Annotated in this window: 16 protein-coding genes; 11 read left to right on the top strand and 5 right to left on the bottom strand. The window is 39.5% G+C overall.

What is annotated here, in order from left to right; all coding sequences use genetic code 11:
- Positions 1-752 precede the first annotated feature (752 nt).
- Together FL972_RS02785 and FL972_RS02790 are read left to right on the top strand one after the other, a co-directional pair.
- Positions 753-2,384, top strand: coding sequence for an acyl-CoA carboxylase subunit beta (locus FL972_RS02785; protein WP_144603338.1), 1,632 nt, complete (start codon positions 753-755; stop codon positions 2,382-2,384).
- Between the two features lie 23 nt (positions 2,385-2,407).
- A complete protein-coding gene (locus FL972_RS02790) occupies positions 2,408-3,250 on the top strand; it encodes a transglutaminase-like domain-containing protein (protein ID WP_144603339.1) in 843 nt (280 codons plus the stop codon).
- Here the strand turns inward: FL972_RS02790 and FL972_RS02795 are convergent.
- Both FL972_RS02795 and FL972_RS02800 read right to left on the bottom strand, forming a co-directional pair.
- The gene (locus tag FL972_RS02795; protein WP_144603342.1) at positions 3,247-3,825 is read right to left on the bottom strand and encodes a redoxin domain-containing protein; all 579 of its coding nucleotides are present in this window, start codon (positions 3,823-3,825) and stop codon (positions 3,247-3,249) included. The two genes, FL972_RS02790 and FL972_RS02795, sit on opposite strands and share 4 nt — an antisense overlap.
- A 111-nt stretch (positions 3,826-3,936) precedes the next feature.
- Positions 3,937-4,566 (bottom strand): 4'-phosphopantetheinyl transferase family protein, encoded by a 630-nt coding sequence (locus FL972_RS02800; RefSeq protein WP_144603344.1) that lies wholly within the window; start codon positions 4,564-4,566, stop codon positions 3,937-3,939.
- Positions 4,567-4,601: 35 nt separating this feature from the next.
- Between FL972_RS02800 and FL972_RS02805 the strand changes: the two genes are divergently transcribed.
- From FL972_RS02805 to FL972_RS02820, 4 genes are read left to right on the top strand one after another with little or no spacing between them, the layout of a single operon-like run.
- A complete protein-coding gene (locus FL972_RS02805) occupies positions 4,602-5,522 on the top strand; it encodes a WD40 repeat domain-containing protein (RefSeq protein ID WP_144603346.1) in 921 nt (306 codons plus the stop codon).
- Positions 5,519-6,484, top strand: a complete 966-nt coding sequence (locus FL972_RS02810) for a DivIVA domain-containing protein (protein ID WP_144603349.1) — start codon at positions 5,519-5,521, stop codon at positions 6,482-6,484. The genes FL972_RS02805 and FL972_RS02810 overlap by 4 nt, the downstream gene beginning before the upstream one ends.
- Positions 6,484-6,852 carry a dihydroneopterin aldolase gene (folB, locus tag FL972_RS02815; protein WP_091654395.1) on the top strand — a complete coding sequence of 123 codons (369 nt, stop codon included), beginning with the start codon at positions 6,484-6,486 and terminating at the stop codon, positions 6,850-6,852. The genes FL972_RS02810 and folB overlap by 1 nt, the downstream gene beginning before the upstream one ends.
- 2 nt (positions 6,853-6,854) lie before the next feature.
- Positions 6,855-7,313: a DUF4268 domain-containing protein gene (locus tag FL972_RS02820; protein ID WP_144603352.1), complete on the top strand. Its 459-nt coding sequence runs from the start codon at positions 6,855-6,857 to the stop codon at positions 7,311-7,313.
- A 314-nt stretch (positions 7,314-7,627) separates the two neighbouring features.
- Here the strand turns inward: FL972_RS02820 and FL972_RS02825 are convergent, their stop codons facing one another.
- Positions 7,628-8,125: a DUF6265 family protein gene (locus FL972_RS02825; protein WP_144603354.1), complete on the bottom strand. Its 498-nt coding sequence runs from the start codon at positions 8,123-8,125 to the stop codon at positions 7,628-7,630.
- A gap of 162 nt (positions 8,126-8,287) precedes the next feature.
- Positions 8,288-8,614: a HesB/IscA family protein gene (locus tag FL972_RS02830; RefSeq protein ID WP_144603357.1), complete on the bottom strand. Its 327-nt coding sequence runs from the start codon at positions 8,612-8,614 to the stop codon at positions 8,288-8,290.
- A gap of 112 nt (positions 8,615-8,726) precedes the next feature.
- Between FL972_RS02830 and FL972_RS02835 the strand changes: the two genes are divergently transcribed.
- Genes FL972_RS02835 through dtd form a run of 5 tightly spaced genes read left to right on the top strand, consistent with a single transcriptional unit; the run spans position 8,727 to position 11,486 of the window.
- Positions 8,727-9,248 (top strand): DUF7935 family protein, encoded by a 522-nt coding sequence (locus FL972_RS02835; RefSeq protein ID WP_091654384.1) that lies wholly within the window; start codon positions 8,727-8,729, stop codon positions 9,246-9,248.
- 4 nt (positions 9,249-9,252) lie between these two features.
- Entirely contained in the window at positions 9,253-9,666 is a 414-nt protein-coding gene (locus FL972_RS02840) for a YkvA family protein (protein WP_144603360.1), read from the top strand.
- Between the two features lie 31 nt (positions 9,667-9,697).
- Positions 9,698-10,321, top strand: coding sequence for a thioredoxin family protein (locus FL972_RS02845; RefSeq protein WP_144603362.1), 624 nt, complete (start codon positions 9,698-9,700; stop codon positions 10,319-10,321).
- Positions 10,318-11,037, top strand: coding sequence for an NAD-dependent epimerase/dehydratase family protein (locus FL972_RS02850; protein ID WP_144603364.1), 720 nt, complete (start codon positions 10,318-10,320; stop codon positions 11,035-11,037). The genes FL972_RS02845 and FL972_RS02850 overlap by 4 nt, the downstream gene beginning before the upstream one ends.
- Positions 11,034-11,486, top strand: coding sequence for a D-aminoacyl-tRNA deacylase (gene dtd, locus FL972_RS02855; RefSeq protein WP_144603366.1), 453 nt, complete (start codon positions 11,034-11,036; stop codon positions 11,484-11,486). The genes FL972_RS02850 and dtd overlap by 4 nt, the downstream gene beginning before the upstream one ends.
- A 106-nt stretch (positions 11,487-11,592) precedes the next feature.
- On the opposite strand, the gene FL972_RS02860 is transcribed toward dtd, so the two are convergent.
- Positions 11,593-12,666 (bottom strand): leishmanolysin-related zinc metalloendopeptidase, encoded by a 1,074-nt coding sequence (locus FL972_RS02860; RefSeq protein ID WP_144603369.1) that lies wholly within the window; start codon positions 12,664-12,666, stop codon positions 11,593-11,595.
- Between the last annotated feature and the right edge of the window lie 327 nt (positions 12,667-12,993).

A 12,993-nucleotide genomic window follows, 5' to 3' on the forward strand; every position in this document is an offset into this window, starting at 1 on the left:
TTGTCGTGGCAAAGCTTCCCCCCTTATGCCAGCCCACGCCCCGCTGCCACGACCTCCCACCGCACCCTTACGAATATTGGTATTGCGTGATTCCTAAAAAATATCCGCATTTTGGATTTCTACCTCCCCCAGCCCCTCCTCTAGGAGGGGAGCGGACACAAACCCGTAAACTTATTTTAGGACGAGTTAATTTGAAAAATCCCCCTTGCCCCCTTTATAAAAGAGGGAATTGATCCTGCTCAGATTTAAGGCTTTAAGATCAAAAAATTAACCTCTTCAAAGCCTAAAAGGCTTTAACTTTTCAATAGCCACGCCTGAGGCGCGCAGGCCCGAGTGAAACCTGGGGTATAAATGCGAACAATAATCAACCCAGCGCTGGCGCAGAATTTTCAATATGAAACAATGCCATCGTGCCAGCAAGATATCCGAGAAACATTGTGTAAATATTCAATCCCGTAGGGATTTGAGCTAGGTAGAATAACGGCTCTGAGAATCCTTTCCATGCCGTAGGTATGGAACATGGTGTCCAAAAGTTCAATTATAGCTAGACTATTTTTAGCTTTTGAAAACATTTGAATTAATCGGAATACAAATCCTACGATAAGAGCTCGAGATTGCTCCCGATAATATCGCGGACTAGAGCAGCTATAGCATCAATAAACCATCTTTTCGGATTTCTCCCTCCGGAATTCTGATTTTTCCAAACTTCCTTTTGTAGATTGGAGTTTGAATTTAGTAAACCCAAATAACGAATGAATTCCCCAAGTAAAACTGAACCAAAAGATTTCGGCCAACTCCTCACTGAATTGCAGGAAAAATACAAACTTGTAAAACAGGGTGGAGGACCAAAAAGAATTGCCAAAGAGCATGAAAAAGGTAAATTAACCGCCAGAGAAAGAATCGATTACCTGATCGATGAGCAATCGGATTTTTTAGAAATAGGGGCTTTTGCAGCTGATGGGATGTATGAGGAAGAAGGCGGCTGTCCCTCTGCAGGTGTTGTCACAGGAATCGGATATGTCCGTGGTAGAATGTGCGTGATCGTCGCCAATGATGCCACAGTTAAAGCCGGAGCCTGGTTTCCTATGACTGCCAAGAAAAATTTGAGGGCACAGGAAGTTGCCATGGAAAATCGACTTCCTATCATATATCTGGTAGATAGTGCAGGTGTGTTTTTGCCTATGCAAAATGAGATTTTTCCAGACAAGGAGCACTTCGGCAGGCAGTTTAGAAATAATGCGAAAATGTCTTCTCTAGGTATTGTTCAAGTGGCAGCTATCATGGGAAGTTGCGTAGCAGGCGGAGCATATTTACCCATCATGTCCGATGAAGCTATGATTGTAGATAAGACAGGTTCCATATTCTTGGCCGGCTCTTACTTAGTGAAAGCAGCAATCGGCGAGTCTGTAGATAATGAGACTCTTGGAGGAGCTACTACCCATTGTGAAATTTCAGGGGTGACTGACAACAAATATGACTCTGACCAGGATTGTCTGGATGCTATCAAGAATATTTTTGACAAGCTTGGAGCATCTGAAAATGCAGGTTTTGATAGATCAGAACCTAAAGATCCCGGTTTTTCGGGTGAAGAGCTGTTGAAGAAATTCCCATTGGACAGAGTAAAGCCCTACGATATGCTTGAAGTGATTTCAGGCCTTGTAGATGCCGGGGAGTTTGATGAGTACAAGAAAGATTATGGGAAAACCCTGATTTGTGGAACAGCACGAATCGATGGTTGGGCTGTAGGAATAGTAGCCAATCAAAGAAAGATTGTAAAAACTGCAAAAGGTGAAATGCAGATGGGAGGCGTTATCTATTCTGATTCTGCAGATAAAGCGGCTCGTTTCATCATGAACTGCAATCAACGCAAAATTCCTTTGGTCTTTCTGCAGGATGTCAGCGGCTTTATGGTAGGAAGTAAAGCGGAGCATGGCGGAATTATCAAAGACGGTGCGAAAATGGTGAATGCCATGGTCAACTCGGTTGTACCGAAATTCACCATTGTTCTAGGGAATTCTTACGGAGCGGGCAATTATGCCATGTGTGGGAAAGCCTATGATCCAAGACTGATTTATTCCTGGCCGACAGCACAAATGGCGGTAATGTCTGGTGCTTCAGCAGCTAAAACTTTGCTTCAGATTAAAGTTTCTTCATTGAAAAAGGCAGGTAAACAAGAGATCACTCCGGAAGAGGAGAAGGAACTATTGGACGAAATCACCAATAAGTACAATGAGGAGTTGAGTCCATATTACGCTGCTGCCAGATTGTGGGTTGATGGGGTGATAGATCCCCGAGAAACCAGAAAGGTGATATCCATGGGAATTAAAGCAGCTAATCACAATCCTATTATGGAAAGATTTAATGTGGGTGTTATTCAAACCTAAAGATTAATTGATTATTTTCATTTATGAGTGAATTGTCAGCCTCTGAATTAAACGCCTTAGTTTCCTTGCTTGACGATACAGACCTTGAAGTCAAAAATCATGTAAGGGAGCGGATTATATCCTTGGGAACTGAGATCATTCCCTACTTGGAAAAAAAGTGGGAAAATAGTTTTAATCCGGAGATCCAAAAAGAGATTGAAATTCTAGTCCATGACCTCCAGTTTTCTTTGGTGAAAAGAAGACTGGAGGAATGGAAAAATTCCGAGGATCAGGACTTGTTAACAGGGCTTTGGATTATCAATACCTACCAATATCCCGACTTGGAATTTGAAAAACTCAATGCGGAAATGCATCAGATCTATTTTGATGTATGGACTGCCTTTAGAAATGATTTGGAACCCTATGATCAAATCCGGATCATCAATAATGTTCTCTTCAATACTTTGAGATTCGGAGCAAATACCAAAAATTTTCACTCTCCTGGAAATAGTATGCTATCCACCGTTTTGGATACTAAAAAGGGGAACCCTATTTCCTTGTGTGCTATCTACATGTTGGTGGCTAAAAAACTGGGACTCCCGATCTATGGAGTCAATTTGCCAAATTTATTTGTGCTGACTTACAAAACAGATGAATTGACTTTTTATATTAATGCCTTTAATAAAGGCTTGGTTTTTAGCAGGAAAGACATTCAGAATTACTTGAATCATCTGAAAATTGAGCCAAAAGAAGAATACTTTGAGCCCACCGATAATCTTCAAATCATTATGAGAAGCTTGAGGAATCTGGGGAATTCTTTCGATAAACTTGGGGAAGCTGAAAAAGTAGATGAAATCAAGGAAATGTTGGCAATTCTAGAACCCTAAAAGTTCTTCATGTTGCAACCCGTTGCTCTGACTGTTGCAGGACTGGGTTCTTCATTTCTCAGTACTTGATTGATTGCTCTTTCCAAAATTCTTTCCGAAACGGCTGATTCAGCTTGGGGATTGTTGTCGATGGCTCCTCTGTAAACCACGTTTAACCCTGACTCAGTATTCAGAATAATTAATGCTTCAGGAATTTTAGTAATATTCAATTGCTTAACCAAAACCTGTTCCTCATCAATCAGGTAATTCATATTGAGTCCTGAGTCATCGACATATGATTTCAATACTTTTTGACTTTCAGGATCAATTTCTGATTCAGGATTGATAAGTACGAATCGAATCCCTTTGTTGGAATAGTTATTCCTCAATGCAATTAATCGTTTTTCATACATTTTGGAATACGGGCATTCTAGGCTGTGAAAAATTAACACCAGCGCTTTGCCACTGATTAAGCTTTTCAAGTCTGTACTTTTTCCGGTTACTGCATCTATCCTTTTTATGGATTGAAAAGTTTGGGAAAAGCTATTGAAATGGATTAAGCAGCAAAGAATAGAAACAGCAAATATTTTTTTCATCTGTTTATAATTTGTTTTTAGAGGTCAGATGGAATGCCCAAAATAATTATCCCCCTCCCGAAACAAGTTCGGGACAAGTTGTGTGAGATTTTTCCTCATGGGCATTTCATATTACCAAATGGTGTAAGTCAGAATCACGTCTCCAAGTACTTGTGCCTGCACCCGATAATGATGATCCGCGTAATCTGTTCCTCTTATTTTTCCTTTAATCACAGTACTTCCTTTTTCAAAAGGCTCGAGTAGAATGTTGTCTCTGAAAGAAACTCCTTTTTTCCCTTGGCACTTGAAGATTGATTCTTTAGCAGACCAAGCAAGCGTGAAATGAACTGGATCATTCTCCAGAAAATCCAATTCATCTGGGTCTAAAAATCTTTTACCGATTCTTAATATTTTCTCTCTCACAAAATCCATATCCATTCCTACGGGATATTCTCTATGGAAAATCGCACCGGCATATCCTTGAGTATGACTAAGAGACACATATCCGGAACCATTCATGGATTGGGATTTCCCGTGTTCGTCTTTAAAAAATCCGGGATAGGGGACAGAAAGGGAATCCAAAGCATCTTTGATCGCTACTCTCGCTGTAGACCACTCCCTTTTTTTCTCAGGATGAGAGATATTTGCCAAGGCAAGTTTCTCCCTAAAACTGAGGAAGTCCAGTTCATCCTCAGAGTAGTCATCAATTATCTTGATGGCTAAGGCAGAGGAACTATCAATTTTTTCTATTTTTGTTTGCATAGGCCTGTAGGGCTAATCTAAGCATAAGGCAATATATGTCAAAAATTCAAGTAATTAAATCGCACACGCTAACTGGCCATAATGATTGTATATACGCATTGGCAGAAGGCTCGGATCCTCGCTATTTTTATACAGGTGCAGGAGATGGAATGGTAGTGGAGTGGGATTTGGATAATCCAAAGGATGGAAAACTAATTGCTAAGCTTCCCAACTCTGTATATTCATTGGCAGTTGACAAGCAGCGGAACTATTTAGTCATTGGACATAATTTTGAAGGAATTCATTTGATTGATCTCCAGGAGAATAAAGAGCTTTGGTCGATTCAATTGACAGATCAGGCGATCTTTGATATTCAGGTTTTAGGAGATGAGGTTTTTGTAGGAACAGGAGATGGAGTTTTAATCGTTGTTGATATCCCTTCAAAAAGCATCAAAAAGCATATTAAGCTATCCTCAAAAAGTATTCGGGTAATGGATATTGCCTTGGGGAAAAGGCATTTGGCTATAGGATTGTCTGACCATAGCATTAAGATTTTGGATTTGGCTAATGAATATCAGCCCATTGCTAATTTAACAGGGCATGCCAACTCGGTGTTTGCTTTGCGCTACTCTCCGGATGAAAAAATTCTGGTCAGTGGTGCTAGGGATGCACATTTGAAATTTTGGAGCGTAGATCCTTATGCATTATCTGAAGATATTGTAGCGCATATGTATGCAATCAATTATCTTTCATTTAAAGAAGATGGATCCATGCTGGTTACCTGCTCCATGGACAAGTCCATCAAAGTTTGGGGAACTGAAGAAAGAAAACTGCTAAAAGTCATAGATAAGGCCCGAAACGCAGGTCATGGCACCAGTATCAATAAGGTAGTTTGGAGTAGTTATACTCACGAAGTCATTTCTGTTTCTGATGATAGAAGCATTTCAATTTGGAATATAGAACCACAACATACATGAAAATCACACCCGCAGCTATTCGTTCGCAATCATTCGAAACCTCCTTCAGAGGCTTTGAAAAAAAAGAAGTTACCGCATTTTTGGATGAGGTCAGTCAGGTCGTAGAACAGCTCAATCAGGAAAACCTGGAATTGAAATCCAAACTGCAACAGGTGGAAGCTGAGGCCAAAAGGCTGAAGGATGTGGAGGATTCACTTTTTAGAACATTGAAAACTGCTGAGGATACCGGGGCGAGTATCATTGAAGAGGCCAATGAAGCTGCCGATCAGATTATCGCAGAAGCAAATCATACAGCAAAAAATGCCACAGCCCACGTTAATCAAATGATGGAGGAGGCAAAGAAAAAGGCAGAGGAAGATGCTGCTACCATTATTGGAGCTGCAGAAGCAAAAGCAAAAGAAACAATCATTGAGCTTCGCGAAAGCATGCAGGGACTGGTAAGGTCTTACGAAGGATTGGCAGAGCAAAGGGAAGCTTTGGTGAAAAGCTTGAAGCGAATTTCTCAGGACACTCTGAATCAATTGGATTTGGCAGAAGCTCATTATTCCAGAATCGATGCAAAAGCACACCAACGTGCCATTGATGAACTCAGCAGGTCACATACATTTACTTTTGGAAATTTGGCCAATCTTGTCGCGCAAGCTCCTGAGCCACAACAGCCACAGGATGAATATGTGCCTGAATCTATAGACGAAGATCCATTGGAAGAAATGGAAACTGTAGAGGAAGCTATTGATTTGGAAATGCATGATAGTGCTCCGGATGTAGTGGAGGCTAATGAGGAAGTTGAAGTAGGAAATGAAGAGAGGGAAGAGGAAGTAGAAGAAGTGGTAGATCAGGAGGAAGAAATTCAAGAAGAAGAACCTATCAAAGAAGAAATAAAGGCTCAGGAAGTAAGGGAAGAAAATGAGTCGGAAGATCCAAAAAAGCAATCGGGTTCATTTTTTGATCAATTTGACTGATGGGAAAAGTTGCACTCGAAGGAATTGAGTTTCATGCCTATCACGGAGCCTATCCTGAAGAATCTATTTTAGGAAACCGCTTTACCTTGGATTTGGAATTAGAGACTAATTTCAAAAAAGCCATGCTGGAAGATGACTTGAATGCTACGGTAGATTATTCAAAATTGTATCAGATCATTAAGGCTAGAATGGATGTGAAAGTGAAGCTTTTGGAGCATCTGGGGCATATGATTGTGACGGATATATTGCGAGCTTATCCCAGTACAACACAAATTCGACTGACCCTTAAAAAACATGGTCCAGCATTAGGCGGATTGGTAAAATATTCTGCCGTCCAAATTCAATATCCCGAAGATTACCAAGATTAACTATGTATTCCAAAGCCGAGACTTCCCGAATCCGTAAGGATTTTTGGATAGCCTTTGGGCAATATATGAAGCCTGTTCCCAATGCACAGGGAAGAAGAGTCAATTGGCCAAATTATAAGACGGGGATTAAGGATATTTATTTTCGGATGAAGGCAGAAAGGGGATTTGCCTCAATAGGTATAGAAATTACCCATGCTGACGAAGAGTTTCAAGAGTTAATATTTGAGCAGTTTACCCAACTCCGGAAAATTCTAGAATCCTGCACCCAAGAAAAGTGGGATTGGAAGCTCCATGTTGAAAACGAAGTAGGGCAAGTCATTTCAAAAATTGAGATGGTAAAAAAAGGTGTGAATGTGATGGAGAAGAAGGATTGGCCGGCTATCATTTCTTTTCTCAAGCCCAGAATTATTGCATTGGATGAATTTTGGGATTTGGTCAAGCCCGGTTTTGAGGATTTGTGATTTATTTAAGAATTATTCGGAAACTTGCTATAAGCCAGATTTTCCTTGTCAATCGAGACGGAAGCCGGAAGACCGATGACCGAAGTTTGCATTAATTGATCTTTAGAGCAGCCTTTAAGCCGATTTATTTTCCTACAGTATCAAAATCATCTAACCATACATTTCAATACAATAAACTAATCAAAAGTTAATATAATAGTATTTTAGAGGAGCCTCAGAATTGATAATTTATACAGGAGTCTATTTTAGCCTTGTTAATGATATCTTAGCCAAGATCTTCTGATTTTCAGCTTTCAGCTTTCAAATTTCTGACTTTAAAAATCGCCTTTTTGATATTCAAACTTCTCAACATGATCTCCGTTTTTGGACCTCATCAAAACCCAGACGCTCATTTGATCTCCAACTCGCTCCATGGTGAGCCCATCCAACCAAACTTTATTTTCTCCTACTTCTATAAGCCTAAACTCCGTCCATTCTTCATTTTCTTCCCATGGACTCAGGTCGGCTCCATAATGCTTTAGCTTTAAGGTAAAGGAATCACCAACCTCTACTAATTGAAAAAACTCAGTAAACTGTAATTTTCCATTATTCCAAAATCTAAAAGTCCCCATCATTTGGCCATCTTTTTGGGGAAGCCAAACTTCCTCACATTCTCCTCCCAATCCTGTGCCCAACCAATAACCAGAAAGCCAATCCAGTTCGGATACTTTTCCTTTTCCCGGATTTTCATCGAGACTAAGGGTTTTTACTTCTTGGGAAAATGACTGAGCAGAAAAAAGAAATAAGGCGAGAGATAGAATGATTGACTTCATTTTGAATGGAATTTGATTCAAAATAAGAAATTAATCCTTAAAAAATTCACCTGGATCGGAGCCTGAATAGTGAATCTTGAACAAATGGACTAAAACCAAAATCGGGAAACGGGCCAGGTGAAAACCCGATGTTCTCCAATTTTTAGCTTTCAGCCTTCATCCTTAAGAATCGTCCTCAACATCATGCCTTTTTGGAATATCGGGATTGATGAAAGTAAAGCCTCTCGCCTCATCTCCTTCAAAAAAATCAATCTGCATCCCCATCAAAAACATATAATGCCTTTTTTCTATTAGAACAGGGATGCCTGCAATTTCAAATTTTTGATCCTCAGGTTTAGCCTTGTCAAAACCCAAAGCATAGGACATACCCCCACAGCCACCACCTCTGACACCAACCCGTAGGTGATATTCTTCAGGTATATTTTTGTGAGCCATGATGTTTTTGATCTCAGCTTCAGCTTTTTCTGTAATAGAAATTGGAACTAGCATGCAATTCGAATGATTTTGGCAGGAAATTGGTTCGATTTGAAACCAAATTTACACAGACTTCCGTTTCTAGGCCGGAATAAATTGTAGATATTCGACTTTATTTAATCCCACTATGGAATACCTATTTGATTTATTGAAGATTTTGTTGCCAGCTGCTGCTGTGCTATATGGCATGTATCTAGTAGTTGTTTCTTTTATTTCGAAAGAGCGTGAAAAGATGCTGGTGGAGTTGAAGACCAAAAACACCCAAACCATTATTCCTGTTCGTCTTCAGGCTGCAGAGAGACTTTGCCTTCTATTAGAAAGGATTACTCCCAATAATTTGGTGAGAAGATCCAGTCCCGGGGGGATGACAGCGGCGGAGTTGCAGGGGCAATTGCTACATGAAGTAAGAGAAGAGTTTAATCATAATTTTTCTCAGCAAGTATATTTTTCCGAGGAGACATGGGAAGCTGTTAAACGTGCCGTGGAGGAAGTGACTACAATTATTAATTTGGCTCGACAGACATTGGATCAAGAAGCCTCGGGAATGGACTTAGCTAAGGCTATCTTTGCCCAATCTCTGGAACGAAAAAACGATGCAATCGCTTATGCTTTAAAAAAGGTAAAGGCTGAAATTCAACTTTACTTCTAGAAACATGGCAAAAAATAAATCAAAAGCAGGGAAAATTCTGGATAAAGCCAAAGCTCTTTTTGGGGAAAAGGTAGAAGCTCTATCAGGTAAGGAGAGCAAAATCCGAGAACTAATCAGCGGTGTAGGCAATAAACTTGCGAATCTGAAAAACAACCCACGAATTCAGAAGCTAATCGAACCTGTTTCTGTATTTATTAGAATGATTAAAGCTCATTTTGCTGGGACTCATAAGCTTTCTGGAACTACTTTGGGTCTTTTGCTTTTGGCACTGGTTTATTTTTTATCACCCTTTGATTTGATTCCTGACTTTTTAGGCATTTTTGGTTTTGCAGATGACCTTTCAGTGATTTTAGCTGTTTATGCCAAAGTAAAAGATGAAATCGAGCAATTTTTGGATTGGGAGCGAACTCAGATATAGGCATAGCTGTTTCTTCTGAAACTTTTAAAAAATGCTTGACCAACTAACAAGAACAATTACTCCAGACCTGATTACCCAAGCCCAAACCTATTTTGAGTATAGGGAAATGGTGAAACAATTGGTGCTGGAAAACAAAACTACAGGTCCAAACCAATCAGAAGCATATTTGGAATATACCCGAATGGCAGCTCAACGCATGCATAGATGGGATAAAACAGCGAAGGTGTCACCAGAGATGGAGGAATTGATCTTAGGTGTTCCTCCTCAAATTTGGTTGGTGATTACAGAAGCTTGGTGCGGAGATGCCGCCCAAACCATTCCATACATGAATAAGCTTGCGGAGGTCAATCCGAAAATTCAATTGCGATTGGTATTGAGGGACGAAAATCCTGAACTAATGGAACAATACCTAACGAATGGAGCAAGATCAATTCCTAAGCTGATCGCCTTAAGTCCTGGCTTGAAAAAAGAATATTTTACTTGGGGACCAAAACCTCAATTTTTACTCGACAGGCAAAGGGCCTATAAATTGGATCCTCAAGGGCTAAGTTCAAAAGAATTTACAGAAGGAACTCATCTTTGGTATGCTCGGGATAAAAATCAATCTTTAGAAAAAGAATTGATGAATCGTATCAAAGAAATATTTCCTTTATGAACATAGCCCTGATTTCCGGCACATCCGGTTTGGTTGGCATGCAGTTACTGCATCAACTTCTAAAACAAAATACATACGATTATATTATCAGTGTAGGTAGGAGGAAATTGGCGCTTAAACATGCCAACCTTGTGCAATTGGCTGGAAATATGTCCCAAATCCAAAATTGGGACTGGGAAGATCAAATTAATTCTCAATCACTGGGGGGTGAATATGTGTCCCTTACTCAAGCTATAAAAGAAAAGAAATGTACGATTCAAGCCTTTTCAAGCTTAGGCACTACCATCAAGCAGGCAGGTTCTAAAGAGAAATTTTTTGAGATAGATCATGATTTGGTATTGGCTTTTGCAAAGTGGGCGAAAAGCTTGGGAGCAAATGGTTTTTATTATGTTTCCGCCCTGGGTGCAGACCCAAAATCTTCTGTCTTTTACAATGAGGTCAAAGGGAAAACTGAGGAAGATTTGAAAGCACTTGATTTTGGACATTTAGGAATATTCAGGCCATCCTTGCTTTTGGGTAACAGGAATGAATTTAGGTTTGGGGAAAAAGTTGCCACGATTTTAATGAAACCCTTGGTTTGGTTAAAGCTCTTCAAAAATATGAGGCCTATTTATGACTATCAGGTGGCAAAAAGTATGGTGAAGGTAGCTTTAGATAATTCCAGAAAAGGAGTTGAAATCATTCCTTCTGGAGAAATGCAGGATTTAAGTAAATGATAGCAGTAATTCAAAGAGTTTCTGAGTCTTCTGTAAAAATCGAAGGAAAAGTCAAATCTCAAATTGGGTTGGGTCTGATGGTATTACTGGGCATAGAAGATGCAGACCAACTGGATGATATCGATTGGTTGAGCAAGAAAATAGTCAACCTTCGCATTTTTCCTGATGAGAACGAGGTAATGAACAAAAGCCTGCTAGACGTCAATGGTGAGATTCTCCTGATTTCACAATTCACCTTGCATGCCAGTACCAAAAAAGGAAATAGGCCTTCCTATATCAAGGCCGCCAAACCCGATGTAGCCATACCTCTTTATGAGCAAATGATAGGTGCTTTAGAACAAGAATTAGGGAAAGAAATTGGAACAGGAGAGTTTGGTGCGGATATGAAAGTTTCCCTGATCAATGATGGTCCTGTTACCATTGTAATAGATTCCAAGAATAGGGTTTGATAATCTAATTTCTTCTTGTGAAACTCATACCTTTTTTAAGAAAAAAGAGGCTGCCTCATTTAGTAAGACAACCTCTAGACTTAAGCTATTAGATCTTTAATTTCTATTAATTCTCGTTGGAGAAAGTTACCGCCCCAATTGGTTCCAGGAGTACCTCCATCTCTGCAATATTGATTCCTGCCTGATCGCTATCATTGTGAGAAGCATCAATGCCTTCTGCACCTCTTTGTAATTCGTAGCGCTCTCCTACTATTCCAACTCCGTAACCCAGATCTCTCAAGGAACCAGCAGTAATTCTACTTAATGGATTTGAACCTAGATTCAAGAAGCCTGTCATTAACTCATTTCTAAGAATACTTTCTCTCCAGTGAGAATTTCTTGTACCCTGTCCGCCTGTATTTTCAATTGGTAAAAAGCCAAGCCCTCCTTCTGCATTCCAATGTTTATTCGCTGATTCACCAGCGAAGTAAACGTCAGGAGTATTCGTGCCAACCCGTAAAGCCCTACCAAAGTTGTTCCAGGCGGTACCCACTCCTAATACATGACCCATTTCATGAACAATTACATCTTCAAATAAATTTAAGCTCTCCAGAAAATCCAAGTCAGCTACATCAAAAAACATTACGCCTGATAAGGGTAAGAAATCAGCAGTTCTGTAGAATCTAGGACCAGCCTGACCTAAAATTCCTCCACGTCCGTCAATTGGAGCAATGGCTACTTCTATAATCAGATCGTCCAATGTCTCACCATCTGCCAAAACAGGGGGGAATCCATTAAATGAAGAGGGGATTTCAAAACCATTTGCTGTGATAGATGGAACATCTTTGATAATGATTCTTTCCCATCTTGCAGCTGCAGATTCGAAAACTGCTCTTTGTCTTTCCGTAACAGGTGTTAGGTACCTAAGAGTCAAATTAAATCTTCCTCTATCCACACCAGCAGCATCAGTCGCTCTGGCATTGATGGTACCATCTAGTTGTTGAGCATTGAAAGTCAAAAACTCTGTTGGTTGGAAAAGTGTGAGCGTTTTGTTTTGTTCGGCTTGAAAATCTACCTGTGGATTTTCAGTTGAAAGGTCTGAACAGGAAGTGAAAGTCAGTACACTAGCGACTAGTCCGAAGTAAAGAGACTTTCTCCATACTTTTTCTGTTCTTTTAAAATTTTGGTTTATGTTTTCCATAGAATTTATTGAGGTTAAAATTATAAACTAATAATAGTTAATTTCTTTCAAAAAATAATTATATCCTGTAGAAATTGAGCGAAAATATATCTAGAAAATGATCATTGATTTAAAAATTGATGTCTTCTAAAGACACTTGTTTTTCGTTCGTTTATGATAATAAGCCGTTCATTTTAATTTTTATAGGTTTGATATCGTCCAAGTGATTAATGAAATAATTGACATGAACGATAAAAAATAAAAGCTTATTTATTTTAATTGAATCGATATTGTGTTCAAGTAATCACTTGCGCCTATAGAAAAAGCTTTTTTAAATGCTGTGACATC

The organism is Algoriphagus algorifonticola (genome assembly GCF_007655305.1).
In the GTDB taxonomy this organism is placed as follows: domain Bacteria; phylum Bacteroidota; class Bacteroidia; order Cytophagales; family Cyclobacteriaceae; genus Algoriphagus; species Algoriphagus algorifonticola.

Coding starts and splice junctions, on each gene's coding strand:
- FL972_RS02785 (WP_144603338.1), top strand. CDS start 753: ATGAATTCCCCAAGTAAAACTGAACCAAAAGATTTCGGCCAACTCCTC.
- FL972_RS02790 (WP_144603339.1), top strand. CDS start 2,408: ATGAGTGAATTGTCAGCCTCTGAATTAAACGCCTTAGTTTCCTTGCTT.
- FL972_RS02795 (WP_144603342.1), bottom strand. CDS start 3,825: ATGAAAAAAATATTTGCTGTTTCTATTCTTTGCTGCTTAATCCATTTC.
- FL972_RS02800 (WP_144603344.1), bottom strand. CDS start 4,566: ATGCAAACAAAAATAGAAAAAATTGATAGTTCCTCTGCCTTAGCCATC.
- FL972_RS02805 (WP_144603346.1), top strand. CDS start 4,602: ATGTCAAAAATTCAAGTAATTAAATCGCACACGCTAACTGGCCATAAT.
- FL972_RS02810 (WP_144603349.1), top strand. CDS start 5,519: ATGAAAATCACACCCGCAGCTATTCGTTCGCAATCATTCGAAACCTCC.
- folB (WP_091654395.1), top strand. CDS start 6,484: ATGGGAAAAGTTGCACTCGAAGGAATTGAGTTTCATGCCTATCACGGA.
- FL972_RS02820 (WP_144603352.1), top strand. CDS start 6,855: ATGTATTCCAAAGCCGAGACTTCCCGAATCCGTAAGGATTTTTGGATA.
- FL972_RS02825 (WP_144603354.1), bottom strand. CDS start 8,125: ATGAAGTCAATCATTCTATCTCTCGCCTTATTTCTTTTTTCTGCTCAG.
- FL972_RS02830 (WP_144603357.1), bottom strand. CDS start 8,614: ATGCTAGTTCCAATTTCTATTACAGAAAAAGCTGAAGCTGAGATCAAA.
- FL972_RS02835 (WP_091654384.1), top strand. CDS start 8,727: ATGGAATACCTATTTGATTTATTGAAGATTTTGTTGCCAGCTGCTGCT.
- FL972_RS02840 (WP_144603360.1), top strand. CDS start 9,253: ATGGCAAAAAATAAATCAAAAGCAGGGAAAATTCTGGATAAAGCCAAA.
- FL972_RS02845 (WP_144603362.1), top strand. CDS start 9,698: ATGCTTGACCAACTAACAAGAACAATTACTCCAGACCTGATTACCCAA.
- FL972_RS02850 (WP_144603364.1), top strand. CDS start 10,318: ATGAACATAGCCCTGATTTCCGGCACATCCGGTTTGGTTGGCATGCAG.
- dtd (WP_144603366.1), top strand. CDS start 11,034: ATGATAGCAGTAATTCAAAGAGTTTCTGAGTCTTCTGTAAAAATCGAA.
- FL972_RS02860 (WP_144603369.1), bottom strand. CDS start 12,666: ATGGAAAACATAAACCAAAATTTTAAAAGAACAGAAAAAGTATGGAGA.